This is a genomic window from Escherichia sp. GZ89 (assembly GCF_019366485.1).
GTDB classification, from domain to species: domain Bacteria; phylum Pseudomonadota; class Gammaproteobacteria; order Enterobacterales; family Enterobacteriaceae; genus Escherichia; species Escherichia fergusonii.
In genome coordinates this window covers 97,064-121,604 of record NZ_JAEOHX010000007.1, presented here as the reverse complement: position 1 = coordinate 121,604, position 24,541 = coordinate 97,064, and the positions used below count along the sequence as shown (strand labels likewise).

Annotated in this window: 23 protein-coding genes and 1 pseudogene; 18 read left to right on the top strand and 6 right to left on the bottom strand. The window is 49.8% G+C overall.

The genetic code is table 11. From position 1 onward, the window contains the following. Positions 1 to 185: 185 nt before the first annotated feature. Positions 186 to 503 (bottom strand): transcriptional regulator BolA, encoded by a 318-nt coding sequence (gene bolA, locus K0335_RS13130; RefSeq protein ID WP_000973435.1) that lies wholly within the window; start codon positions 501 to 503, stop codon positions 186 to 188. 302 nt (positions 504 to 805) lie between these two features. On the opposite strand from bolA, the gene K0335_RS13125 reads away from it, so the two are divergent. From K0335_RS13125 to cyoE, 7 genes are all read left to right on the top strand, one after another. Further along, complete coding sequence (locus K0335_RS13125) at positions 806 to 1,384, top strand: lipoprotein (RefSeq protein WP_000913823.1); 579 nt, start codon at positions 806 to 808, stop codon at positions 1,382 to 1,384. Between the two features lie 43 nt (positions 1,385 to 1,427). Continuing rightward, positions 1,428 to 2,903: a muropeptide MFS transporter AmpG gene (gene ampG / locus K0335_RS13120; protein ID WP_046080593.1), complete on the top strand. Its 1,476-nt coding sequence runs from the start codon at positions 1,428 to 1,430 to the stop codon at positions 2,901 to 2,903. 642 nt (positions 2,904 to 3,545) lie between these two features. Continuing rightward, a complete protein-coding gene (cyoA, locus tag K0335_RS13115) occupies positions 3,546 to 4,493 on the top strand; it encodes a cytochrome o ubiquinol oxidase subunit II (protein ID WP_001239441.1) in 948 nt (315 codons plus the stop codon). A 21-nt stretch (positions 4,494 to 4,514) separates the two neighbouring features. Then, a complete protein-coding gene (gene cyoB, locus K0335_RS13110; RefSeq protein ID WP_000467180.1) occupies positions 4,515 to 6,506 on the top strand; it encodes a cytochrome o ubiquinol oxidase subunit I in 1,992 nt (663 codons plus the stop codon). Then, on the top strand, positions 6,496 to 7,110 hold the full coding sequence (locus tag K0335_RS13105) for a cytochrome o ubiquinol oxidase subunit III (RefSeq protein WP_000179819.1): 615 nt from the start codon (positions 6,496 to 6,498) through the stop codon (positions 7,108 to 7,110). Before cyoB ends, K0335_RS13105 begins: the two co-directional genes overlap by 11 nt. Next, on the top strand, positions 7,110 to 7,439 hold the full coding sequence (locus tag K0335_RS13100; protein WP_000019869.1) for a cytochrome o ubiquinol oxidase subunit IV: 330 nt from the start codon (positions 7,110 to 7,112) through the stop codon (positions 7,437 to 7,439). Before K0335_RS13105 ends, K0335_RS13100 begins: the two co-directional genes overlap by 1 nt. Before the next feature lie 11 nt (positions 7,440 to 7,450). Beyond that, complete coding sequence (gene cyoE, locus K0335_RS13095; protein ID WP_000971336.1) at positions 7,451 to 8,341, top strand: heme o synthase; 891 nt, start codon at positions 7,451 to 7,453, stop codon at positions 8,339 to 8,341. A 60-nt stretch (positions 8,342 to 8,401) separates the two neighbouring features. Here the strand turns inward: cyoE and K0335_RS13090 are convergent. The 3 genes and pseudogenes from K0335_RS13090 to K0335_RS13080 form a co-directional block, all read right to left on the bottom strand. Next, a pseudogene (locus tag K0335_RS13090) lies at positions 8,402 to 8,527 on the bottom strand (sel1 repeat family protein); the annotation flags it as partial. Positions 8,528 to 8,591: 64 nt separating this feature from the next. Continuing rightward, entirely contained in the window at positions 8,592 to 10,130 is a 1,539-nt protein-coding gene (locus K0335_RS13085; RefSeq protein WP_219393860.1) for an SEL1-like repeat protein, read from the bottom strand. 58 nt (positions 10,131 to 10,188) lie between these two features. Then, entirely contained in the window at positions 10,189 to 10,947 is a 759-nt protein-coding gene (locus tag K0335_RS13080; RefSeq protein WP_001180907.1) for an IclR family transcriptional regulator C-terminal domain-containing protein, read from the bottom strand. 151 nt (positions 10,948 to 11,098) lie between these two features. Between K0335_RS13080 and K0335_RS13075 the strand changes: the two genes are divergently transcribed. The 7 genes from K0335_RS13075 to K0335_RS13045 all read left to right on the top strand — a co-directional run bounded on the left by K0335_RS13075 (position 11,099) and on the right by K0335_RS13045 (position 19,419). Further along, a complete protein-coding gene (locus K0335_RS13075) occupies positions 11,099 to 11,920 on the top strand; it encodes a shikimate dehydrogenase (protein ID WP_219393858.1) in 822 nt (273 codons plus the stop codon). Continuing rightward, positions 11,917 to 13,593 carry an FAD-dependent oxidoreductase gene (locus K0335_RS13070; RefSeq protein ID WP_219393857.1) on the top strand — a complete coding sequence of 559 codons (1,677 nt, stop codon included), beginning with the start codon at positions 11,917 to 11,919 and terminating at the stop codon, positions 13,591 to 13,593. Before K0335_RS13075 ends, K0335_RS13070 begins: the two co-directional genes overlap by 4 nt. Positions 13,594 to 13,606: 13 nt before the next feature. Beyond that, entirely contained in the window at positions 13,607 to 13,927 is a 321-nt protein-coding gene (locus K0335_RS13065; RefSeq protein ID WP_000638822.1) for an NIPSNAP family protein, read from the top strand. A gap of 10 nt (positions 13,928 to 13,937) precedes the next feature. Then, positions 13,938 to 15,641, top strand: coding sequence for an FAD-dependent oxidoreductase (locus K0335_RS13060; RefSeq protein ID WP_219393856.1), 1,704 nt, complete (start codon positions 13,938 to 13,940; stop codon positions 15,639 to 15,641). A gap of 67 nt (positions 15,642 to 15,708) precedes the next feature. Then, positions 15,709 to 16,527 carry a sugar phosphate isomerase/epimerase gene (locus tag K0335_RS13055; protein ID WP_104919320.1) on the top strand — a complete coding sequence of 273 codons (819 nt, stop codon included), beginning with the start codon at positions 15,709 to 15,711 and terminating at the stop codon, positions 16,525 to 16,527. 10 nt (positions 16,528 to 16,537) lie between these two features. After that, positions 16,538 to 17,902 (top strand): aromatic acid/H+ symport family MFS transporter, encoded by a 1,365-nt coding sequence (locus K0335_RS13050; protein ID WP_104919319.1) that lies wholly within the window; start codon positions 16,538 to 16,540, stop codon positions 17,900 to 17,902. A gap of 152 nt (positions 17,903 to 18,054) precedes the next feature. Next, positions 18,055 to 19,419 carry an MFS transporter gene (locus tag K0335_RS13045; RefSeq protein ID WP_104919318.1) on the top strand — a complete coding sequence of 455 codons (1,365 nt, stop codon included), beginning with the start codon at positions 18,055 to 18,057 and terminating at the stop codon, positions 19,417 to 19,419. A gap of 127 nt (positions 19,420 to 19,546) precedes the next feature. Here the strand turns inward: K0335_RS13045 and yajQ are convergent, their stop codons facing one another. Next, positions 19,547 to 20,038: a nucleotide binding protein YajQ gene (yajQ, locus tag K0335_RS13040; RefSeq protein WP_001138904.1), complete on the bottom strand. Its 492-nt coding sequence runs from the start codon at positions 20,036 to 20,038 to the stop codon at positions 19,547 to 19,549. A gap of 167 nt (positions 20,039 to 20,205) precedes the next feature. Between yajQ and panE the strand changes: the two genes are divergently transcribed. Both panE and yajL read left to right on the top strand, forming a co-directional pair. Continuing rightward, a complete protein-coding gene (gene panE, locus K0335_RS13035) occupies positions 20,206 to 21,117 on the top strand; it encodes a 2-dehydropantoate 2-reductase (protein WP_000705836.1) in 912 nt (303 codons plus the stop codon). Continuing rightward, the gene (gene yajL / locus K0335_RS13030; RefSeq protein WP_001276329.1) at positions 21,080 to 21,670 is read left to right on the top strand and encodes a protein deglycase YajL; all 591 of its coding nucleotides are present in this window, start codon (positions 21,080 to 21,082) and stop codon (positions 21,668 to 21,670) included. Before panE ends, yajL begins: the two co-directional genes overlap by 38 nt. Positions 21,671 to 21,723: 53 nt before the next feature. Here the strand turns inward: yajL and thiI are convergent, their stop codons facing one another. Continuing rightward, positions 21,724 to 23,172 carry a tRNA uracil 4-sulfurtransferase ThiI gene (gene thiI / locus K0335_RS13025; RefSeq protein WP_000668696.1) on the bottom strand — a complete coding sequence of 483 codons (1,449 nt, stop codon included), beginning with the start codon at positions 23,170 to 23,172 and terminating at the stop codon, positions 21,724 to 21,726. 205 nt (positions 23,173 to 23,377) lie between these two features. Here thiI and xseB point away from each other — a divergent pair, with 205 nt between their 5' ends. Together xseB and ispA are read left to right on the top strand one after the other, a co-directional pair. Further along, positions 23,378 to 23,620, top strand: coding sequence for an exodeoxyribonuclease VII small subunit (gene xseB / locus K0335_RS13020; RefSeq protein ID WP_001124935.1), 243 nt, complete (start codon positions 23,378 to 23,380; stop codon positions 23,618 to 23,620). Beyond that, positions 23,620 to 24,519, top strand: coding sequence for a (2E,6E)-farnesyl diphosphate synthase (gene ispA, locus K0335_RS13015; protein ID WP_104919317.1), 900 nt, complete (start codon positions 23,620 to 23,622; stop codon positions 24,517 to 24,519). The genes xseB and ispA overlap by 1 nt, the downstream gene beginning before the upstream one ends. Positions 24,520 to 24,541 lie beyond the last annotated feature (22 nt).

Genomic DNA, 24,541 nt, shown 5'->3' with positions numbered 1-24,541 from the left:
TCACTTATATGAGTCGAGAACGGTTATTGCCCGATGCTGCGGCTTTTTTCACATTTCCCGGCTTCTTTTTGCCTGAACTCTCGACAACAAGTATAAAATTCCGACAAAAAAAACGGCCCGCAGGCCGTTTCGTCAAACTCGGTAGCAACATACTGGAAATACAGCGGATGTTGCAAATACGTTTTCTACGCTATGCTACCTGCTCCACGGCAGGGTGGTGATGCGAAGACGGTATCCTGCAAGCTTTCCCACTCCTTTATGGTGTAGGTATGCAGAGCCAGCGCATGTACGGTTGTGGAGAGTTCCTCCGCCAGGGTGCTGTAAATCATTCGGTGACGATTCAAAAAGCGCTCACCTGTAAAGCGATCACTAACCAGCACAACTTTAAAATGGCTTTCAGAGCCCGCCGGGACATTGTGACGATAGCTTTCATCCACTACTTCGAGGAAAACAGGTTGGAACGCTGCCCTTAACTTATCTTCTATCCGCTCACGTATCATCATGAAATATCTCCTCCGACAACGCTGAGATGTCCCCATCCCTTTAAATATTAGCCGCTTTTACCGTTTCCATTACACATTGACAACAAATATTTAGCTTTCATCTGATTTTTTCTCTCAAACGTTTGAAGTTTACTGATTTATAAACGGTGAGGAATGTAAAACGACGGTCATCGTTTTTCGAAGGGTCATTAAACGGACAACACCGTGAATTTAGATTCTTTACCCACTTCCCCTCGCCGTTAGCGATGTTATGATGGCGGGAATTTTTTCTACTACGCCAAAGAGTCACTGAGAGCACCAACATGTTAAAAAAAATCCTCTTTCCCTTAATCACAATGGTTATGCTGGCAGGATGCGCAACACCACCAACTACGATTGAAGTCTCCCCGACGATGACACTGCCGCAACAAGATCCAAGCCTGATGGGCGTGACCGTAAGCATTAACGGTGCAGATCAACGTCCGGACCAGGCTCTGGCAAAAGTCACCCGTGATAACCAAATCGTTACCCTGACCGCATCCCGCGATTTGCGCTTCCTGCTGCAAGAAGTGCTGGAAAAACAAATGACCGCGCGCGGTTATATGGTTGGTCCTAACGGCGCAGTAAACCTGCAGATCATTGTTAACCAGTTGTATGCCGATGTTTCTCAGGGCAACGTGCGTTACAACATCGCAACCAAAGCCGATATCGCCATCATTGCCACTGCCGCAAACGGCAACAAGATGACCAAAAACTACCGTGCTAATTACTCCGTAGAAGGCGCTTTCCAGGCTACCAACAAAAATATCGCCAATGCGGTTAATACCGTGCTGACCGATACCATTGCTGATATGTCTCAGGACACCAGCGTCCACGAGTTTATCAAGCAGAACGCCCGTTAATTTCTGCCCTCTGGCCCGGTGAATGCCGGGCCTGTAGAAGCCCATGTCCAGTCATTATTTACGCATTTTTCAGCAACCGCGCTCAGCAATCTTACTGATTCTGGGGTTTGCCTCTGGTTTACCGCTTGCCCTGACGTCCGGTACGTTACAGGCGTGGATGACCGTCGAAAATATCGATCTGAAAACTATCGGTTTCTTCTCCCTTGTTGGTCAGGCCTATGTTTTCAAATTTTTATGGTCTCCGGTAATGGATCGCTACACGCCGCCATTTTTAGGGCGACGTCGTGGTTGGCTACTTACAACTCAAGTCCTTTTACTTATTGCCATCGCTGCAATGGGCTTTCTCGATCCGGCGACTAATCTCCGCTGGATGGCTGCTCTGGCAGTGGTGATCGCCTTTTGTTCAGCGTCTCAGGATATTGTCTTTGATGCCTGGAAAACCGATGTTTTGCCCGCTGAAGAACGTGGTGCGGGCGCGGCAATCAGCGTACTCGGTTACCGTTTGGGGATGCTGGTTTCAGGTGGTTTAGCTTTATGGCTGGCAGATAAATGGCTGGGTTGGCAAGGCATGTACTGGCTGATGGCGGCTCTGTTGATCCCCTGTATTATCGCGACGGTGCTCGCTCCAGAACCAACCGACACTATTCCAGTACCAAAAACGTTGGAACAAGCGGTTGTTGCGCCCCTGCGTGATTTCTTTGGTCGCAACAACGCGTGGCTAATTTTGTTGCTTATTGTGCTGTATAAACTGGGCGATGCCTTTGCCATGACTCTGACCACCACATTTTTAATTCGCGGTGTTGGGTTTGATGCTGGTGAAGTCGGTGTGGTCAACAAAACACTGGGATTGCTGGCAACCATAGTCGGTGCCTTGTACGGTGGCGTACTCATGCAGCGGTTATCACTGTTTCGTGCCTTGCTCATCTTCGGTATTTTGCAGGGGGCTTCCAACGCCGGTTATTGGTTGCTTTCAATTACCGATAAACATCTTTACAGCATGGGTGCCGCCGTGTTTTTCGAAAACCTGTGCGGTGGAATGGGCACATCGGCGTTTGTCGCCCTGTTAATGACATTATGTAATAAATCGTTTTCTGCGACCCAATTTGCCCTCCTTTCAGCACTATCGGCAGTGGGCCGCGTCTATGTCGGACCACTGGCTGGATGGTTTGTCGAAGCGCACGGCTGGCCAACTTTCTATTTGTTTACCGTTTTCGCGGCTATTCCTGGATTGCTTCTGTTACTGATTTGCCGGAAAACGCTGGAATTTTCATGGGAAAGAGAAAGTTTTATCCCTCGCACCGAATTTCAGGGAGCTTATCGTCTGGCGTTGAGAGTACTAATGGCAGGTTGTGGCGTTCTGGTGGGATGGCTACTTATGCTGGCCCTGGATGCTCTTGGGATAATTCACATCTCTTTCCTGACGGAGCTGCTGGAGATCGGTATTGTGGTCGCATTATGCGGCGTGTTTTTTGGCAGCTTGCTTGACTACCTGGCATTACGCAGAACCCATCTGACGTAATTTTCACCCAATGAGATCGTGTTAAAGCGTCAGAAACTGCAGCATGACGATATTATGCTCTGGATAATTCGAGTTGCAGGACAAAACACCAGTGGCGTTTTGAACAGCGCTTGTGCTGACCCCGTAAGGCGTGAGGCTCATGGATGGGCCGAATAACCCGCAACGCAATACATGCAACTTGCAGTATGACGATTATATTTATCCACTGTAATAACCATCCGTAATTATAACGGTTAAATATCCTTCACCCCTTACCAAATATTTGTTCATTCGTGCGCTTAATTCACTGCAAATTATTTACCGGATGAATGAATTATATTTCCCTTACTCGATTCAGCATTTAACTATTTATTTTTAACCCTCAACGTTTGTCACCATATTGATAATTATTTGTTAATCAATTGTTTTATTTCGCATTGGTTATACCAATTGCCCGCCCAAAAGCCTTCTGCACTCCCCTTTCGTTATAACACCCTTTTGCAACAGCTTCTTAAAATCAACTTGATATGTTTTGCAACATATGTGACCTGACAGCCAAATCCAAGTAACAGGAATTTAATCATGTTTACAGTAATGTAACCTTCCCGTAAAATGCCCACACACTTTAAACGCCACCAGATCCCGTGGAATTGAGGTCGTTAAATGAGACTCAGGAAATACAATAAAAGTTTGGGATGGTTGTCATTATTTGCAGGCACTGTATTGCTCAGTGGCTGTAATTCTGCGCTGTTAGATCCCAAAGGACAGATTGGTCTGGAGCAACGTTCACTGATACTGACGGCATTTGGCCTGATGTTGATTGTCGTTATTCCCGCAATCTTGATGGCTGTTGGTTTCGCCTGGAAGTACCGTGCGAGCAATAAAGATGCTAAGTACAGCCCGAACTGGTCACACTCCAATAAAGTGGAAGCTGTGGTCTGGACGGTACCTATCTTAATCATCATCTTCCTTGCGGTACTGACCTGGAAAACCACTCACGCTCTTGAGCCTAGCAAGCCGCTGGCACACGACGAGAAGCCCATTACCATCGAAGTGGTTTCCATGGACTGGAAATGGTTCTTCATCTACCCGGAACAGGGCATTGCTACCGTGAATGAAATCGCTTTCCCGGCGAACACTCCGGTTTACTTCAAAGTGACCTCCAACTCCGTGATGAACTCCTTCTTCATTCCGCGTCTGGGTAGCCAGATTTATGCCATGGCCGGTATGCAGACTCGCCTGCATCTGATCGCCAACGAACCCGGTACTTATGATGGTATCTCCGCCAGCTACAGCGGCCCGGGCTTCTCAGGCATGAAGTTCAAAGCTATTGCAACACCGGATCGCGCCGAATTCGACCAGTGGGTCGCAAAAGCGAAACAGTCGCCGAACACCATGTCTGATATGGCAGCGTTCGAAAAACTGGCCGCGCCTAGCGAATACAACCAGGTGGAATATTTCTCCAACGTGAAACCAGATTTGTTTGCCGACGTGATTAACAAGTTTATGGCTCACGGTAAGAGCATGGACATGACCCAGCCAGAAGGTGAGCACAGTGCACACGAAGGTATGGAAGGCATGGACATGAGCCACGCGGAATCCGCCCATTAAAGGGGTTGAGGAAGAATAAAGATGTTCGGAAAATTATCACTTGATGCAGTCCCGTTCCATGAACCTATCGTCATGGTTACGATCGCTGGCATTATTTTGGGAGGTCTGGCGCTCGTTGGCCTGATCACTTACTTCGGTAAGTGGACCTACCTGTGGAAAGAGTGGCTGACCTCCGTCGACCATAAACGCCTAGGTATCATGTATATCATCGTGGCGATTGTGATGTTGCTGCGTGGTTTTGCTGACGCCATTATGATGCGTAGCCAGCAGGCCCTTGCCTCGGCGGGCGAAGCAGGCTTCCTGCCTCCTCACCACTACGATCAGATCTTCACCGCGCACGGCGTGATTATGATCTTCTTCGTGGCAATGCCTTTCGTTATCGGTCTGATGAACCTGGTGGTTCCGCTGCAGATCGGCGCGCGTGACGTTGCGTTCCCGTTCCTCAACAACTTAAGCTTCTGGTTTACCGTTGTTGGTGTGATTCTGGTTAACGTTTCTCTCGGCGTAGGCGAATTTGCGCAGACCGGCTGGCTGGCCTATCCACCGCTATCGGGAATAGAGTACAGTCCGGGAGTCGGTGTCGATTACTGGATATGGAGTCTCCAGCTATCCGGTATAGGTACGACGCTTACCGGTATCAACTTCTTCGTTACCATTCTGAAGATGCGCGCACCAGGCATGACCATGTTCAAGATGCCAGTATTTACCTGGGCATCATTGTGCGCGAACGTACTGATTATCGCCTCCTTCCCAATTCTGACGGTTACCGTCGCGTTGCTGACCCTGGATCGCTATCTGGGCACCCATTTCTTTACCAACGATATGGGTGGCAACATGATGATGTACATCAACCTGATTTGGGCCTGGGGCCACCCGGAAGTTTACATCCTGATCCTGCCTGTTTTCGGTGTGTTCTCCGAAATTGCAGCAACCTTCTCGCGTAAACGTCTGTTTGGTTATACCTCGCTGGTATGGGCAACCGTCTGTATCACCGTGCTGTCGTTCATCGTCTGGCTGCACCACTTCTTTACGATGGGTGCGGGCGCGAACGTAAACGCCTTCTTTGGTATCACCACCATGATTATCGCCATCCCGACCGGGGTGAAGATCTTCAACTGGCTGTTCACCATGTATCAGGGCCGCATCGTGTTCCATTCTGCGATGCTGTGGACCATCGGTTTTATCGTCACCTTCTCGGTGGGCGGTATGACAGGCGTGCTGCTGGCAGTACCTGGCGCAGACTTCGTTCTGCATAACAGCCTGTTCCTGATTGCGCACTTCCATAACGTGATCATCGGTGGCGTGGTCTTCGGCTGCTTCGCAGGGATGACCTACTGGTGGCCTAAAGCGTTCGGTTTCAAACTGAACGAAACCTGGGGTAAACGCGCGTTCTGGTTCTGGATCATCGGCTTCTTCGTTGCCTTTATGCCGCTGTATGCGCTGGGCTTCATGGGCATGACCCGTCGTTTGAGCCAGCAGATTGACCCGCAGTTCCACACCATGCTGATGATTGCAGCCAGCGGTGCAGTACTGATTGCGCTGGGTATTCTCTGCCTCGTTATTCAGATGTACGTTTCTATTCGCGACCGCGACCAGAACCGTGACCTGACTGGCGACCCGTGGGGTGGCCGTACGCTGGAGTGGGCAACCTCTTCCCCGCCTCCGTTCTATAACTTTGCCGTTGTGCCGCACGTTCACGAGCGTGATGCATTCTGGGAAATGAAAGAGAAAGGCGAAGCGTACAAAAAGCCTGACCACTATGAAGAAATTCATATGCCGAAAAACAGCGGTGCCGGTATCGTCATTGCGGCTTTCTCCACCATCTTCGGTTTCGCCATGATTTGGCATATCTGGTGGCTGGCGATTGTTGGCTTCGCAGGCATGATCATCACCTGGATCGTGAAAAGCTTCGACGAGGACGTGGATTACTACGTGCCGGTGGCAGAAATCGAAAAACTGGAAAACCAGCATTTCGATGAGATTACTAAGGCAGGGCTGAAAAATGGCAACTGATACTTTGACGCACGCGACTGCCCACGCGCACGAACACGGGCACCACGATGCAGGCGGAACCAAAATCTTCGGATTTTGGATCTACCTGATGAGCGACTGCATTCTGTTCTCTATCTTATTTGCTACCTATGCCGTTCTGGTGAACGGCACCGCAGGTGGCCCGACAGGTAAGGACATTTTCGAACTGCCGTTCGTTCTGGTTGAAACTTTCTTGCTGTTGTTCAGCTCCATCACCTACGGCATGGCGGCCATCGCCATGTACAAAAACAACAAAAGCCAGGTTATCTCCTGGCTGGCGTTGACCTGGTTGTTTGGTGCCGGATTTATCGGGATGGAAATCTATGAATTCCATCACCTGATTGTTAACGGCATGGGCCCGGATCGCAGCGGCTTCCTGTCAGCGTTCTTTGCGCTGGTCGGAACGCACGGTCTGCACGTGACTTCCGGTCTTATCTGGATGGCAGTGCTGATGGTGCAGATCGCCCGTCGCGGCCTGACCAGCACTAACCGTACCCGCATCATGTGCCTGAGCCTGTTCTGGCACTTCCTGGATGTGGTTTGGATCTGTGTGTTCACTGTTGTTTATCTGATGGGGGCGATGTAATGAGTCATTCTACCGATCACAGCGGCGCGTCCCATGGCAGCGTAAAAACCTACATGACAGGGTTTATCCTGTCGATCATTCTGACGGTGATTCCGTTCTGGATGGTGATGACAGGGGCTGCTTCTCCGGCCGTAATTCTGGGAACAATCCTGGCAATGGCAGTGGTACAGGTTCTGGTGCATCTGGTGTGTTTCCTGCACATGAATACCAAATCAGATGAAGGCTGGAACATGACGGCGTTTGTCTTCACCGTGCTAATCATCGCTATCCTGGTTGTCGGCTCCATCTGGATTATGTGGAACCTCAACTACAACATGATGATGCACTAAGAGCGGCGGTTATGATGTTTAAGCAATACCTGCAAGTAACGAAACCAGGCATCATCTTTGGCAACCTGATCTCGGTGATTGGGGGATTCTTGCTGGCCTCAAAGGGCAGCATTGATTATCCCCTGTTTATCTACACGCTGGTTGGGGTGTCACTGGTTGTGGCGTCGGGTTGTGTGTTTAACAACTACATCGACAGGGATATCGACAGAAAGATGGAAAGGACGAAGAATCGGGTGCTGGTTAAGGGCCTGATCTCTCCTGCTGTCTCGCTGGTGTACGCCACCTTGCTGGGTATTGCTGGCTTTATGCTGCTGTGGTTTGGCGCGAATCCGCTGGCCTGCTGGCTGGGGGTGATGGGCTTTGTGGTTTATGTCGGCGTTTACAGCCTGTACATGAAACGCCACTCGGTCTACGGCACATTGATTGGTTCTCTCTCCGGCGCAGCGCCGCCGGTGATTGGCTACTGTGCAGTGACAGGCGAGTTCGATAGCGGCGCAGCAATCCTGTTGGCTATCTTCAGTCTGTGGCAGATGCCTCATTCTTATGCCATCGCCATTTTCCGCTTTAAGGATTATCAGGCGGCAAACATTCCGGTACTGCCGGTGGTGAAAGGCATTTCGGTAGCGAAAAACCACATCACGCTGTATATCATCGCCTTTGCTGTTGCCACGCTGATGCTCTCTCTTGGCGGTTACGCTGGATATAAATATCTGGTGGTCGCCGCGGCGGTTAGCGTCTGGTGGTTAGGTATGGCGCTGCGTGGTTATAAAGTTGCTGATGATCGAATCTGGGCGCGCAAGCTGTTCGGCTTCTCTATCATCGCCATCACTGCCCTCTCGGTAATGATGTCCGTTGATTTTATGGTGCCGGACTCGCATACGCTGCTGGCTGCTGTGTGGTAAATATTATCGTCATCAAAAAACCCGCTTACTCTGGCGGGTTTTTTTATTGCCCCTGCGATTAAACGAACCGATTATGTTATCGGTAAAGTTAATATTCAGTCGGTTTAAGCCAAAAGGTGCAAAACCGACCGTTTGGATAGTTTCCTTACCAGACGGATGCTTAATTTTGTAAGTAACACGAAGATTACCTCTACAGAAATAACCTTCATCTCAATTAGCACCCCACATTTTTGGTTACCATAAATACTCCTTATTTATCTTGAGGCTGAATATATCCTTCTTTTAACAAATCGTGTTGTTTACCATTCAGCATCGCTGTCGCGGATTTAACCTTAAAAGTGAGATCATAAAAAGCGCATAAATTTTGTTCATAGACAGGTATATCAATATGAGTTTGCATATTATTTATTGGATTGTTATTCATATCTATGCCTAATGTATTTAAGCTAAAAGGAGGTACTGGAACCACATATTCTTTTGTTATACCTTCATTATTTTCCAGTTCTAACGTAAGACGTAATGATGACATATTTGTAATTTTATTGGCGTTAATTTTAAAACTTTGATCACATATTTTTGGACGTTCATCACTACCAGCGTCAAAAGAACCATAATGATCAATCGTTAATTCAGGTAAGGTATCAACTGAGCTTTCTCTACTCCGTTGGTCTGACTGGCAATGATCAATATATTCATTTTTTGATATTTTTTGGTCATTTAGCCCGGCACCTTTTTCGTAAAAACTCCTGGCCTTATTACAATCCACTGGACTCCCAAGCCCGTTGTAATACATCCAGCTTAACCACAATGCACCTTTTGCCGCACCTTCATGTTCCGCTTGCTCAAAAAGAGAAAGGACTTTCGTATAATCAACCTTGCCATCAAGGCCCGAATAGTAAATCTTGCCTAATGCAAGCAGAGCGTCTTTATTTTTTTGGTTTGCAGCAAGTTGATACCATTTTTTTGCCTCCTTCCTGTCAACTTTAAGACCGGCGCTGCCAGTTTCCCAGGCGCTGCCTAACGCAAACTGTGCTGGCGCGTAACCGTGTTCGGCAGTCCAGCGAAACCATTGCAACGCTTCCTGTTTTGTTTCTAATGAATGCCTGTCATCAAGAATTGAATATCCTTCGAGATAAAACCTGGCAACCATATACGTTATTTGAGGGTCACAATCCTGTGCCCATTGCATCGCCAGTTTAAAAATTTCGCTTTTACCAAAACCTATTCGCTGCCAGAATATCAAATCACTATCTGTTGCCTGATTCAAAGATCTACTAACAAAATGGAGAAACTCAGGGCGATGAGTGTTATCTGCTTCGGCTTTATTTTTCAGTGACCAGACCTTTTCAATAGTATCTTTTATTAAATGCTCAGAAACGGAAAGATCTGATACTTTCATTTTTTTCGCATATTGCTCAGCTAATTCACTGCTCTGTTTTACCCTTTTTCCGTATTGGTAAAAGTAACTGGCATTATAACATCCATACTCACCGCCTAAGTTACAGGCTTGAGAATAATAGCTGAGTGCCTTTTCTAAATCCGCCTCAACGGTAACTTCGTATTCATTAGCAACGCCATGCTCATATATAAAGCCTAAAGTAACCAGAGCCTGAGGATCATTTGTCTTAGCCAGCAATTGCAACTGGGTTAATGACGTGTTATTACCTTGCATTATTTCTTTATATATTTTCTCTATTTTATATTCATGCGGCGACACATCATTTGCATAAAGATAACCACTATAAATAAAAGGAACGATTAACACCAATCTTTTAAACTTCACAAACATTTAACTCAGTCCTTTGATAAAAAATTATTTTCACACAATAATATAATTATTTAGCCTTTTAACCAAACAACATCGCCTGGGCACTGTAGAGAAGATCCAAATGATCACGACACAACTTTTCGATTGAAGTTCTGGACTGATGACTGGTCAGGCTTAGCGCTCCCCAGTATTGTCCTTCTCTGTCGATTAGCGGTACAGCAATCACCAACATGCCAATCTCAAATTCCTGCTCAACGGTGGCGTAGCCCAACTCTCGAACTTCAGCAATTTTTGCCTTTAGCAGCTGAATATCCGTCACTGTATATGGCGTTCTTTGCTCACATCGAATGCGCCGTAGCACCATTTCACATTCGGCTTCATCAAGGGAAGCCAGCCATAACCGGCCTCCGGCTGTACAATGGATGGGCACACGCTCACCCAGACGTACTGAGGTTGAATTAAACGGCGTATGTTTGCTACGGGCGATATAAACCAACTCGTCGTCATCAATAACCCCCACTGACGCATGTTCTTCGCTACGACTGGCGACGTACTCAACTATCGGCCTCACCATCTTTGGAAATTGAGCGGAGTCCACATACGCCTGACCGAGCCGCAGTGTTCGGGCTGTAAGCCAGTAATACCGCCCATCGGTATTCAGATAACGTTCATGGACCAGCGTCAGGAAAAAGCGCCTTGTCGCACTTTGCGTTAATCCGCTCAGTTTTGCCGCCTGAGGAACAGTTAATCGAGGAAATTCCTTAGAGAAAAGTTGAATCAGCGCCAGCCCCTTTTGCAGACCAACGATCAAATCCCGCTGATGTATCTGGTTTTGTATAGCAGTTCACATTTTTGCAACAAAAAAGTAATTGTAGCGCGATTATCGCAATGGTGGTGCGATTAACAGGCAAGCTGTCCGAATTCTGCATTGCTGCTCTCAGATTCCGTTGAAATACTTAAGCAACATTAAGTTAACAAGAGAGCAAATTATGATTACTGGATTCACTCAGGTTGTGGCTGTTATCGGGCACCCTATCAACCAGGTTAAATCGCCAGAAAACTTTAACCGTTACTTTGCTCAACAGCAGATGGACAGCGTTATGATCCCGATTGATATCGAACCAGATGCGGTGGAGGGTTATCTGAATGCGCTACGCGGTTGGAAAAATATGAGCGGCGTACTGGTTACTGTTCCACACAAACAACGGGTTGCCGCGTTACTTGATGAATTATCCCCACGTGCCATGCATCTGAATGCCGTCAATGTAGTGAGAAAATTGCCTGATGGTCGTTTGAAGGGCGACATGCTGGATGGTGTGGGATTTTTGCTGGCTGCAAAAGAACATAATTTTCAGTCATCAGGTAAGAAAGCCTTGCTTTCTGGCTGTGGCGGTGTCGGAAGTGCCATTGCATGGGGGCTTTGTGAAGCAGGTGCGACTCATCTTGCCATTTATGATCAAAATCCGGCAATGCAACAGAGTCTCTTTAATCGTCTTGCCACACATTTCCCGCATGTTCATCTCTCTTCATTACCAGAAACTTTACAGGATATTGATATCCTTATTAATGGTTCTCCTGCCGGAATGGTGGGCTTTGATCCTTTACCCATCCCGCCAGCGTTACTGGAAACATTAACTTCGGCTACGCATGTTGCTGACGTAGTCACTGCCCCTGTGATGACACCACTGCTAACTTTTGCTCAGCAGCGTGGTTGTGTTATCCAGACCGGGCCAGAAATGGCACTGGCACAAATGAAACTGATGGGCGAATTTATCGGAGCGATGCCTCAACAGGAAGAGGCCGCAGCATGAAAAGCTGGGATGTCGTTGTCATTGGTAGCGGCGCAGCAGGCTTTGCCGCTGCCGTTTCCGCCTGCTGTAAAGGGCTTTCAGTACTGATGCTGGAGAAAGCAGAGCAGTTTGGTGGAACGTCAGCAATTTCAGGCGGCGCGGTATGGCTTCACGATACCGACCAGGCGAGAGAGCTGGGGAAAAATGATTCTGCCGAGGCAATAAAAACCTATCTGCAAGCCATTGTTGGTCCTGAAAACTACCGGGCAGAAATGATAAACGCTTTTGTGGCTCAGGGCCGTGAAGCACTGGCATTTCTTGAAAGCGAAGGAGCTGTTAAATACAGTTTGCGTCCTTTATCCCCCGATTACTATCCCGATGAAGCTGGCGCGGTAGATGTTGGCCGGGCGCTGGAAGTCATCGAATTTGACGGGCGCGCCCTGGGTACTCGCTTTGCTGACTTACGTTCGCCGCCACCGGGAATGTTGCTGTTCGGTGGAATGATGGTTAACCGTGTCGATATCCAGCATTTTCTCGATATGCGCCGCTCGCTTCACTCCTTGCTGCACTGTAGCAAATTATTACTTCGCTATGGTCGCGACCGCCTGCGTTATCACCGGGGAACACGCCTTGCAATGGGTAATGCACTTATTGCTCGTATGGCTCATGTGGCTTTTCGTAAGGGATTAACACTGGAGCTTAACGTCAATGTTTTATCTTTAATCGCGGAAAACGGCACCGTTACAGGCGTGCAAATTGAACAACATGGTCAGCAACACATTGTTCATGCCCGCTATGGTGTAGTGCTCGCCGCTGGAGGGTTTGCTGCTGGTGAACTGGCTGCTCAGTTTCGTCCTCAAACACGTGAACATTTCACTATGTCTCCGGGTACAAATGACGGAGCTGCGTTACGTTTAGGCGCTGCTATTAATGCCCGGCAAGGTGCGGATCTCCCTTCTAATTTCTTCTGGGCGCCAGTTTCTGTACTTCGTCATCCTGATGGCCGTGAGGAACGATTCCCCCATCTTGTGACTGATCGCGCCAAGCCGGGTGTCATCGCGGTTAACCAGCAAGCAGAGCGCTTTGTTAATGAATCTAACTCTTACCATCACTTTGCCAGTGCCATGCAAAGCCAGGCGGAAAATGCCCCTTGTTATTTGCTCTGCGATGCCCTGGCGATGAAACGCTATGGCCTGGGGTTGGCACGTCCGTCGCCTGTCAATAATGACGCACTGGTACGGGCAGGATATTTGTACAAAGCACAGAGTCTGAACGAATTGGCGCAGCTTCTGGGGCTTGATGCTGCAAAACTGGAAGCCACCGTAGCGCGATACAACCATGACGCCAGCAATGGTAGAGATGAGCAATTTCGGAAAGGCGCTAACAGTTACAACCAGGCAATGGGTGATCCTGCCCACCAGCCAAATGCCTGTAATGCGCCTCTGCTTGAGGCTCCGTTTTACGCTATCACCCTTTATACCGGCGATTTGGGTACATCCAGAGGACTGGTCACCACACCTGATGCTCAGGTGCTCAACCAAAGTGGTTGCCCGATAAAGGGCCTCTACGCGGTGGGAAACGATATGGATTCCATTATGGCGGGAACGTACCCCGGCCCAGGTATCACACTCGGTCCTGCGCTGACCTTTGGTTATCTCGCCGCCAGCCACATGGCACAACAACAGACACCATAAACAGGAGATTGTCATGATTTATGAAAAACGTACCTACACCATTAACCCACTGAAAATGGCCGACTGGCTGGCCCTCTATAAAAGCGATGCTCTGGCAGTACAAACAGAACATCTCGGCAAACTCATTGGCTTTTTCTTTACTGAAATCGGTGTTGTTAACCAGGTTGTTCATATCTGGGCGTATGAGAGCCTGGATGATCGTCTGGTCCGTCGTACACGAATGGCACAGGACGAACGCTGGCTCACCTTTTCGCGCAAGAATCGCGAACTGGCCGCTGTTGAACGTCTTGAGTCGGTGTTGATGCGTCCGACAGATTTCTCCCCACTGCAATAAGGAACAGGCCATGAGCGGGCAAATCAAGGTTGATGTTCTGGTGGTCGGTTCAGGTGCGGCTGGTTTATCAGCGGCAGTAACTGCCGCCCATTTTGGCGCCAAAGTCCTGGTGGCGGAAAAAGAGTCTGTTATCGGTGGCACCAGTGCCTGGTCGGGTGGTTGGTTGTGGATCCCGCGTAATCCACTCGCCCGGGAAGAAGGTTTTCAGGAAGATGCCAGTGCACCGCTCAATTATCTCAGCCACGAAATGGCAGGTCAGGCAGCTGATGCCAGGCTGAAAGCATTTTTACACTATGGCCCGGAAATGATTGAGTTTTTTCGTCAGAACACTGCTGTCCAGTTTTTGTCCGGTAGCAGAATGCCTGATTTTCATAACTCGCCAGGATTTGCTCATGGAGGGCGCTCAGTTACGGCACAACCTTTCGATGGTAAACAGTTAGGAGAATGGCTATACCGGTTGCGTCCACCACTGGAAGTTATTAGCCTGGCAGGCATGGGGATTGCTGGCGGTAGCGATATGGCGCATTTTTTTAATGCTACTCGTTCGCCGCGCTCTGCCTTTTATACTACACGTCGCCTGTTGCGTCATGGATGGCAGCGTTTGCGTTATGGTCGTGGACAGCATCTGGTGAATGGCAATGCTCTGGTGGCACGCTTGCTGCGTTCGGCACTGGATCTGGGCGTAAAGTTTAAGCTGAATGCCCCGGTTGGACAACTCATTCACTCACTGAAAGGCATTGAAGGTGCAACGCTGCGAACAGACAGCGGCAATCTGACTGTTAAAGCTAACGCGGTGATTCTTGCCTGCGGTGGTTTTCCCCATGATCGCCAGCGTCTGGCAAAACATGTACCACACGCCACTGAAGGGTACGGGCATTTTTCCGCCGCTCCGCCAGGTAATCAGGGTGATGGTATCCGGCTGGGAGAATCCGTTGGTGGACAATTTGATCACACTCTCAAGCATCCAATGGCGTGGGCCCCGGTGTCACGTGTCACTCTCGATAGTGGATTACAGCTGGTTTTCCCGCATCTGGTTGAACGCGCCAAACCTGGTTTTATCGCTGTTCTCCCTAATGGTAAGCGCTTTGTTAATGAAGCTGATTCATACCATGATTTTATCGCTGCTTTACTCGCCGCCACACCTGAAGGCGAAACACCACACGCCTGGCTACTGGCAGACGGCCCCTCCATGCGCCGATACGGCCTTGGTCACGCACGCCCGTCACCTTTCAATGCCCAGGCATGGGTCCGTTCAGGGTATCTGCAAACCGCCAACTCACTGACAGCCTTAGCAGAAAAGTGCGCGATTGATGGCCCCCAATTGATGGCAACGGTGTCACAGTTTAATGCTGCAGCAGAAAGTGGGGTTGATAACGAATTTCAACGTGGAGCATCCGCATACAACCTGGCACAAGGCGACACGCAACATCCTTTGCATCCTACGCTTGGTCCATTATGCCATCCTCCATTTTACGCTGTACGCATTCTTCCGGGATCGCTCGGTTCATTTAGCGGATTGATTACTGATGAACACGCCCGTGTTCTGAATGCCCAACAACAACCAATAAACGGCCTGTATGCCATTGGTAATGATATGTCGAGTGTGATGCGCGGGTTTTATCCCAGTGGTGGTATTACGCTCGGCCCGGCCATGACCTTCGGTTATATGGTTGGGAAACAACTGTCAGCAGAAAGAGAGAAAAGCATCGATTAAAAGTTAATTTCCCAGGGAAGGCAGCACACATAACAACAATTCACCTGCAACTGTACTGGAGTCATTTATGAACACACGTACCCTGTCTATTGCCGCCTTAACCTTGTTGGATGTACCGCCTGCGGAGCAAGTACGAATTGCCGCTCAAACTGGCTTTACCGATGTCGGTATCCGGCTGATTCCCGCTACTCCTGATGATCCTGACTACAACATGCTGGGTGACACACCACAAGTTCGTGAAACCCTCGCCGCACTACGTGATACAGGCATTGGTGTTACCGATGTCGAAATTATCCGCTTAGGTCCCGATTTTACACTTGATAAGCGAATGATGACGTTTATGGAAACTGCGGCACGCCTCGGCGCACGCCATGTTCTGGTTGCCGGAAATGACGAAAACGTGTCACGCAGTGCTGATAATCTCGCGCAACTGGCAGAAGCCGGTAAAGACTGGGGGCTGGTTATGAATCTCGAACCTATGCCATGGACCACACTGCGTAATATTGCTGACGCACAGACACTCATCTCTGCCAGCGGGCAAAAGGATATTGGTATCCTGGTCGATGCCATTCACTTCTGGCGAGCAGAAGAGTCACTGGCGGACTTGCGCCATTTGCCGAAAAATCATCTCAACTATATGCAACTGTGTGATGCCCCGGCACAAAACCCACATAACGAAAAAGAAATTATTCGTCAGGCGCGTACAGCACGCCAGATCCCAGGTGAAGGAGGGCTGAATTTGCACGGCCTGATGGCCGCATTACCAGCCGATCTCCCGGTATCCGTTGAAGTTCCGCTCAGCGGGAAACAGGGGGCATTACCCGCCGAAAAGCGCGCCCAATTACTGTTTAACGCAGCACAGGCTTACCTGTATCCGTCGGTATAAGGGGAAGATGATGGCACAATCAAATTTGCTCGACGTACGAGAATTAATCAATCGCAATCCTCTTAGCCGCTACCAAAAGCTGGTGATCTTATTAGGCTTTGTTGTGATCGCACTGGATGGCTTTGATATTGCGATTATGGGATTTATCGCCCCGGTACTTAAGCAGGAATGGGGGGCATCTAATCATGAACTTGGATTTGTCATTAGCGCCGCTCTGATTGGGCTGGCATTGGGTGCCATGTTTTCCGGACCGCTCGCCGACTGGCTGGGACGCAAAAAAATCATCATTAATAGCGTGTTCTTTTTTGGTATCTGGACCGTAGCAACCGCCTTTTCACAAAATATTGAGCAGATGATTTTCTTTCGTTTTATGACCGGATTGGGGCTTGGCGCTGCAATGCCTAATATGAGTACACTGGTCTCAGAATATGCCCCTGAACGTAAGCGCTCTTTTATTATTACGATTATTTTCTGCGGTTTTACTTTTGGTGCAGCAGCTGGTGGTTTTGCCGCTTCATGGCTAATCCCACAATTTGGCTGGCACTCGCTGATGGCTCTTGGCGGTATTTTACCCGTCCTGTTTGCTCCGGTTCTGATTTGGCTCCTGCCGGAATCAGTAAGATTTCTGGTTATCAAACGCGCGCCACCTGTTCGCATTCGCATGATCTTACAGCGTCTATACCCGGGGAAAATTGCCGATAACGTCGAGTTTATTTTGCCTACACAACCGCTGGATAAAAGTGCCATGCGGATTGTGCTTTCACCGCAATATCGCTTTGGCTCCCTGATGCTTTGGCTGGTCTATTTTATGGGACTGTTTCTGGTCTATATACTTGGTAGCTGGTTACCAACGCTGGTAAAAGAGGTGGGAATGACTGTAAGTCAGGCTGCAGTGATGACAGCCCTTTATCAGGCAGGCGGTACGATAGGTTCGCTGTTTGCCGGTTGGCTTATGGATAAGATTAATCCCCATCGGGCGCTGGGTGTTATTTACGGCGTTGGGGGGCTTATCACCATGTCGATGGGCTATTTTTCCACCAGCTTTACACTTCTTTGTCTGCTTGCCTTCATCTGCGGGGCTTGTCTGAATGGTGCCAACACCGGGATGAACGCAATGTCGGCACGTTTTTATCCTACACAAGCGCGGGCGACAGGCTCCAGTTGGATGCATGGTATCGGGCGAATTGGTGCCATCCTCAGCGCCTTTGCCGGGGCGGAGATGATGGCAATGGAGTTGAGTTTCGAAGCGGTGTTCCTGCTTTTGGGGATCCCGGCTGCAATTACCGTGGTGGCGATATCAGCAAAAGGTATGTTTGCTTCATCGAGTACTCACGAGTCAACACCTGTCGCTTCAGTGCTTAGAGAACCTTCCTGAAATACTCCATACAGCAAATCTTGAGCGCTAAAGTCAGATTACTGGCTTTAGCGCACAAATCATTAATCGAATTAATATTTGTTAATTATCGCTCTGTTTACCCCGCCTGCCTCGCGCACTAAACTAGTCGCGAATTTAAAACAGAGGTGGTAATGAACGATTATAAAATGACGCCAGGTGAGCGGCGCGCGACCTGGGGTTTAGGAACCGTATTTTCATTGCGCATGCTGGGCATGTTTATGGTTCTGCCGGTTCTGACCACGTACGGCATGGCTCTGCAAGGTGCCAGCGAAGCATTAATCGGTATTGCCATTGGTATTTATGGCCTGACTCAGGCCGTTTTTCAGATTCCGTTTGGCCTGCTCTCAGACCGTATTGGTCGCAAACCATTAATTGTCGGCGGGCTGGCGGTGTTTGCTGCCGGTAGCGTTATCGCTGCGCTTTCCGACTCAATCTGGGGAATTATTCTGGGCCGGGCGTTACAAGGTTCTGGAGCGATTGCCGCTGCCGTTATGGCGCTACTTTCTGATCTCACGCGCGAACAAAACCGTACCAAAGCGATGGCGTTTATCGGCGTGAGTTTTGGTATTACCTTCGCCATTGCGATGGTGCTTGGCCCAATCATCACTCACAAACTTGGGCTGCATGCGCTGTTCTGGATGATCGCTATTCTGGCAACAACCGGCATTGCGTTGACCATTTGGGTGGTGCCCAACAGCAGCACGCACGTACTTAATCGTGAGTCCGGAATGGTGAAAGGCAGTTTCAGCAAAGTGCTGGCAGAACCACGGCTGCTGAAACTCAACTTCGGCATTATGTGTCTGCACATGCTGCTGATGTCGACGTTTGTTGCCCTGCCCGGACAGTTGGCTGATGCGGGGTTCCCGGCGGCTGAACACTGGAAGGTCTATCTGGCGACGATGTTAATCGCCTTTGGCTCGGTTGTGCCTTTCATTATCTACGCTGAAGTTAAGCGCAAAATGAAGCAAGTCTTTGTCTTCTGCGTCGGGCTGATCGTCGTTGCGGAAATTGTGTTGTGGAACGCACAAACGCAGTTCTGGCAACTGGTGCTCGGCGTGCAGCTTTTCTTTGTGGCGTTTAATTTGATGGAAGCCCTCCTCCCCTCGCTTATCAGTAAAGAGTCGCCAGCCGGTTACAAAGGCACGGCGATGGGCGTTTACTCCACCAGCCAGTTTCTTGGTGTGGCCATTGGCGGTTCGCTGGGTGGCTGGATTGACGGCATGTTTGACGGTCAGGGCGTATTTCTCGCTGGCGCAATGCTGGCCGCAGTGTGGCTGGCAGTCGCCAGTACCATGAAAGAACCGCCGTATGTCAGCAGTTTGCGCATTGAAATCCCGGCGGACATTACCGCAAACGAGGCGTTAAAAGTGCGTTTGCTGGAAACCGCGGGTGTCAAAGAAGTGTTGATTGCAGAAGAAGAACATTCAGCTTATGTGAAAATCGACAGCAAAGTGACGAATCGCTTTGAGGTTGAACAGGCAATTCGTCAGGCATAAAAAAAGAGGCGAATTGCCTGCTGCGCTACGCATATCAGGCCTACAAAGTTCCTGAGTGACAAACCTTTGTAGGCCGAATCAGGCGTTCATGCCGCATCTGACATGAACAAAGCGCAGGTTGTCGCGATTAATCGCGGAAGTTTTTGAACTGGAACGGCTGACCCAGATCGCCACCACGTACCATCGCCATGACAGCCTGCAAATCATCACGAGATTTGCCCGTCACACGGATCTCATCGCCCTGAATTTGCGCCTGCACTTTCAGTTTGCTGTCTTTGATCATCTTGACGATTTTCTTCTGGGTCGCGCTTTCAATGCCCTGTTTCAGTTTCGCTTCCACAAACCAGGTTTTACCGCTATGAACGATATTTTCCGGTACATCCAGCGAACTGCCTTCAATGCCGCGCTTCAGTAGCTTGGCACGCAGAATATCCAACAACTGATTGACCTGGAAATCAGACTCGCTCAACACTTTGATGGTTTTGCTGGCGTCGTTCAGCTCAAATGAGGCTTCAACGTTACGGAAGTCAAAACGGGACTCCACTTCGCGGCTCGCGTTATCGACCGCGTTACGTGCTTCCTGAAGATCAACTTCAGAGACAATATCGAAAGATGGCATCTTTTCCTCTCCCTTCATTTTTGATGCGAAGCATAATACCTGCAAAGTTAAATAACCGACAGTCCTGCACCAGGACGTATCCCTTAATTGTGCATAGTCGCAACAGCATGCACAATTAAGGGATAGCCTTATTGAACACCCGGAGTGGTTGCGGGTGAGGAGGAACAATGAAAATTACCGTATTGGGATGCGGTGCCTTAGGGCAATTATGGCTTACAGCACTTTGCAAACAGGGTCACGACGTTCAGGGCTGGCTGCGCGTACCGCAACCTTATTGTAGCGTGAATCTGGTTGAGACCGACGGTTCGATATTTAATGAGTCTCTGACCGCCAACGATCCCGATTTTCTCGCCACCAGCGATCTGCTCCTGGTGACGCTGAAAGCATGGCAGGTTTCCGATGCCGTCAAAAGCCTCGCGTCCACACTGCCTGTAACCACGCCAATACTGTTAATTCACAACGGCATGGGCACCATCGAAGAGTTGCAAAACATTCAGCAGCCATTACTGATGGGAACCACCACTCATGCCGCCCGCCGCGACGGCAATGTCATTATTCATGTGGCAAACGGTATCACGCATATTGGCCCGGCACGGCAACAGGATGGCGATTACAGTTATCTGGCGGATATTTTGCAAACCGTGTTACCTGACGTCGCGTGGCATAACAATATTCGCGCCGAGCTGTGGCGCAAGCTGGCAGTCAACTGTGTGATTAATCCGCTGACCGCCATCTGGAATTGCCCGAATGGTGAATTACGTCATCATCCGCAAGAAATTATGCAGATATGCGAAGAAGTCGCGGCGGTGATCGAACGCGAAGGGCATCATACTTCAGCGGAAGATTTGCGTGATTATGTTATGCAGGTGATTGATGCAACGGCGGAAAACATTTCGTCGATGTTGCAGGATATCCGCGCGCTGCGCCACACTGAAATCGACTATATCAATGGTTTTCTCTTACGCCGCGCTCGCGCGCATGGGATTGCCGTACCGGAAAACACCCGCCTGTTTGAAATGGTAAAAAGAAAGGAGAGTGAATATGAGCGCATCGGCACTGGTTTGCCTCGCCCCTGGTAGTGAAGAGACTGAAGCCGTCACCACTATCGACCTCTTGGTTCGCGGCGGAATCAACGTCACCACTGCCAGCGTCGCCAGCGATGGTAATCTTGCGATTACCTGCTCACGCGGCGTGAAGCTGCTGGCGGATGCGCCGCTGGTCGAAGTAGCTGATGGCGAATATGACGTGATCGTGCTGCCTGGTGGCATTAAAGGCGCGGAGTGTTTTCGTGATAGCACCCTGCTGGTTGAAACCGTTAAACAGTTCCACCGTTCCGGGCGTATTGTCGCGGCTATTTGCGCCGCACCAGCCACCGTGCTGGTCCCGCACGATATCTTCCCGATTGGCAATATGACCGGCTTCCCGACGTTGAAAGACAAAATTCCCGCTGAACAATGGCAGGACAAGCGCGTCGTCTGGGATGCTCGGGTAAAATTGCTGACCAGTCAGGGGCCAGGTACGGCTATTGATTTTGGTCTGAAAATTATCGACCTGTTGGTTGGGCGTGAAAAAGCCCATGAGGTGGCATCACAACTGGTGATGGCGGCAGGGATTTATAATTATTACGAGTAGTGTCGGATGCGGCAAACGTCGCATCTGACCAGATGCGACGTAAAAACCACAAATTACGGACGATACACCTTCACATTGTTAAAGCCCTGCTCGCGTAGATAGAGCGCCTGCAGGCGGCTCATCACCCCGCGCTCACACCACAACAGCCAGGTTTTGTTCTGGTCGAGATCGCCAAATTTGGTGCTCAGTTTATAGAACGGCAGAGAAACCACGTCGATACCTTCAACTCTCAGCGGCTTATCTTCTTGTTCATCAACAGAACGGATATCGAGGATCACGTCGTTCGGGCCGAAGCCGTTGACGGTTTCCACTTCCACCACTTCCTGCTCGGTCTGCTGAGCGATTTCGCGGATATCAACGTTATTCGCTTCCTCAACCACTTTATCGAGAATGCTGAAGTCGAACTTCTCTTCTTCCGCTTCAATCTTCGATTTAACCGCTTTCACAGTTGGGCTTTTGGAGATCACGCCGCAGTATTCCGGCATGGTGCGGGCAAAATCTTCGGTGCCAATCTGGCGGGCCAGGTTGATGATGTGCTCTTTGTCGTAAGAGATCAGCGGACGCAGGATCAGCGTATCGGAGACGTTATCAATCAGGCGCAGGTTGGTCAGCGTCTGGCTGGACACCTGGCCGAGCGCTTCGCCGGTGACCAGCGCCTGTACGCCGTAACGTTCAGCCACTTTAGACGCGGCACGCACCATCATACGTTTGAGGATAACGCCCATCTGACCGTCGTCGATTTTCTCGAGAATTTCCCCGACGACCGGCTCGAAATTAATAGCGACAAAACGCACGCGGTGGGAGCTGCCAAAGCGGTTCCACAGATAATGCGCCACCTGACGCACGCCGATTTCATGCGCCGCGCCGCCGAGGTTAAAGAAGCAGTAATGCACGCGGCAGCCGCGACGCATCAACATATAACTGGAAACACCGGAGTCGAAACCACCGGAAATAAGCGACAGCACATCTTCCTGGGTGCCGATTGGAAATCCGCCAATACCTTCGTAACGACCTTTAATCAGCAGGAGACGATCGTCTTCAACTTCCAGATGGACAGTCACATCCGGATTGGTCAGCTTCACTCGCGCGGATTCAATATGCTGATTTAAACCGCCGCCGACGTAACGTTCCACATCAATCGAGCTAAACTCATGTTTACCACGGCGCTTCACGCGTACGCAGAAGGTTTTACCTTCCAGCTGATCGCGATACTGAACCAACGCTTTCTCGAAAATATCGTGCATGTCGGTAAACGGCACGTCTTCGACTTCGAGAATATGGTGGATACCCGGAATACGGGTCAGGGCGTCGCGAATAGCCAGACGCTGGTTTTCATCTTTTGCGCGAACTTCGATGTTATCCCAGTGACGGACGACAGCGAGCGTCTCATCATAGTGCTTTAAAACGTTACGAATGTTCCCGGTAAGGATTTTTATAAAGCGCAAGCGCACAGATTGGCTTTTGATGGTGATTTCCGGGAACAATTTAATGATAAACTTCATGGCGGCAATGGTTCGTTGGCAAGTCTTAAGCGACTTGTATAGGGAAAAATACAGCAGCCCACACCTGCGGCTGCATCCAGGCGCGGAAGTATACCACTAACATCGCTTTGCTGCGCACATCACCTTACCATTGCGCGTTATTTGCTATTTGCCCTGAGTCCGTTACCATGACGGGGCGAAAAATATTGAGAGTCAGACATTCATTATGCCGAAGAAAAATGAGGCGCCCGCCAGCTTTGAAAAGGCGCTGAGCGAGCTGGAACAGATTGTAACCCGTCTGGAAAGTGGCGACCTGCCGCTGGAAGAGGCGCTGAACGAGTTCGAACGTGGCGTGCAGCTGGCACGTCAGGGGCAGGCCAAATTACAACAAGCCGAACAGCGCGTACAAATTCTGCTGTCTGACAATGAAGACGCCTCTTTAACTCCTTTTACACCGGACAATGAGTAATGGACTTTCCGCAGCAACTCGAAGCCTGCGTTAAGCAGGCCAACCAGGCGCTGAGCCGTTTTATTGCCCCACTGCCCTTTCAGAACACTCCCGTGGTCGAAACCATGCAGTATGGCGCATTATTAGGTGGTAAGCGCCTGCGACCGTTCCTGGTTTATGCCACCGGCCATATATTCGGCGTTAGCACAAACACGCTGGACGCACCCGCTGCCGCCGTGGAGTGTATCCACGCGTATTCATTAATTCATGATGATTTACCGGCAATGGATGATGACGATCTGCGTCGCGGTTTGCCGACCTGCCATGTGAAGTTTGGCGAAGCAAACGCGATTCTCGCTGGCGACGCTTTACAAACGCTGGCGTTCTCGATTTTAAGTGATGCCGATATGCCGGAAGTGTCGGATCGCGACAGAATTTCGATGATTTCTGAACTGGCGAGCGCCAGCGGTATTGGCGGAATGTGCGGTGGTCAGGCATTAGATTTAGATGCGGAAGGCAAACACGTACCTCTGGATGCACTCGAGCGTATTCATCGCCATAAAACCGGCGCATTGATTCGCGCCGCCGTTCGTCTTGGTGCATTAAGCGCCGGAGATAAAGGACGTCGTGCTCTGCCAGTACTCGACAAGTACGCAGAGAGCATCGGCCTTGCCTTCCAGGTTCAGGATGACATCCTGGATGTGGTGGGAGATACTGCAACGTTGGGTAAACGCCAGGGTGCCGACCAGCAACTTGGTAAAAGTACCTACCCTGCACTTCTGGGTCTTGAGCAAGCCCGGAAGAAAGCCCAGGATCTGATCGACGATGCCCGCCAGTCGCTGAAACAACTGGCTGAACAGTCACTCGATACCTCGGCACTGGAAGCGCTAGCGGACTACATCATCCAGCGTAATAAATAAACAATAAGTATTAATAGGCCCC

Excerpts from the sequence above, each read along its gene's own strand:
- bolA (WP_000973435.1), bottom strand. The coding sequence starts at position 503 with ATGATGATACGTGAGCGGATAGAAGATAAGTTAAGGGCAGCGTTCCAA.
- K0335_RS13125 (WP_000913823.1), top strand. The coding sequence starts at position 806 with ATGTTAAAAAAAATCCTCTTTCCCTTAATCACAATGGTTATGCTGGCA.
- ampG (WP_046080593.1), top strand. The coding sequence starts at position 1,428 with ATGTCCAGTCATTATTTACGCATTTTTCAGCAACCGCGCTCAGCAATC.
- cyoA (WP_001239441.1), top strand. The coding sequence starts at position 3,546 with ATGAGACTCAGGAAATACAATAAAAGTTTGGGATGGTTGTCATTATTT.
- cyoB (WP_000467180.1), top strand. The coding sequence starts at position 4,515 with ATGTTCGGAAAATTATCACTTGATGCAGTCCCGTTCCATGAACCTATC.
- K0335_RS13105 (WP_000179819.1), top strand. The coding sequence starts at position 6,496 with ATGGCAACTGATACTTTGACGCACGCGACTGCCCACGCGCACGAACAC.
- K0335_RS13100 (WP_000019869.1), top strand. The coding sequence starts at position 7,110 with ATGAGTCATTCTACCGATCACAGCGGCGCGTCCCATGGCAGCGTAAAA.
- cyoE (WP_000971336.1), top strand. The coding sequence starts at position 7,451 with ATGATGTTTAAGCAATACCTGCAAGTAACGAAACCAGGCATCATCTTT.
- K0335_RS13085 (WP_219393860.1), bottom strand. The coding sequence starts at position 10,130 with ATGTTTGTGAAGTTTAAAAGATTGGTGTTAATCGTTCCTTTTATTTAT.
- K0335_RS13075 (WP_219393858.1), top strand. The coding sequence starts at position 11,099 with ATGATTACTGGATTCACTCAGGTTGTGGCTGTTATCGGGCACCCTATC.
- K0335_RS13070 (WP_219393857.1), top strand. The coding sequence starts at position 11,917 with ATGAAAAGCTGGGATGTCGTTGTCATTGGTAGCGGCGCAGCAGGCTTT.
- K0335_RS13065 (WP_000638822.1), top strand. The coding sequence starts at position 13,607 with ATGATTTATGAAAAACGTACCTACACCATTAACCCACTGAAAATGGCC.
- K0335_RS13060 (WP_219393856.1), top strand. The coding sequence starts at position 13,938 with ATGAGCGGGCAAATCAAGGTTGATGTTCTGGTGGTCGGTTCAGGTGCG.
- K0335_RS13055 (WP_104919320.1), top strand. The coding sequence starts at position 15,709 with ATGAACACACGTACCCTGTCTATTGCCGCCTTAACCTTGTTGGATGTA.
- K0335_RS13050 (WP_104919319.1), top strand. The coding sequence starts at position 16,538 with ATGGCACAATCAAATTTGCTCGACGTACGAGAATTAATCAATCGCAAT.
- K0335_RS13045 (WP_104919318.1), top strand. The coding sequence starts at position 18,055 with ATGAACGATTATAAAATGACGCCAGGTGAGCGGCGCGCGACCTGGGGT.
- yajQ (WP_001138904.1), bottom strand. The coding sequence starts at position 20,038 with ATGCCATCTTTCGATATTGTCTCTGAAGTTGATCTTCAGGAAGCACGT.
- panE (WP_000705836.1), top strand. The coding sequence starts at position 20,206 with ATGAAAATTACCGTATTGGGATGCGGTGCCTTAGGGCAATTATGGCTT.
- yajL (WP_001276329.1), top strand. The coding sequence starts at position 21,080 with ATGAGCGCATCGGCACTGGTTTGCCTCGCCCCTGGTAGTGAAGAGACT.
- thiI (WP_000668696.1), bottom strand. The coding sequence starts at position 23,172 with ATGAAGTTTATCATTAAATTGTTCCCGGAAATCACCATCAAAAGCCAA.
- xseB (WP_001124935.1), top strand. The coding sequence starts at position 23,378 with ATGCCGAAGAAAAATGAGGCGCCCGCCAGCTTTGAAAAGGCGCTGAGC.
- ispA (WP_104919317.1), top strand. The coding sequence starts at position 23,620 with ATGGACTTTCCGCAGCAACTCGAAGCCTGCGTTAAGCAGGCCAACCAG.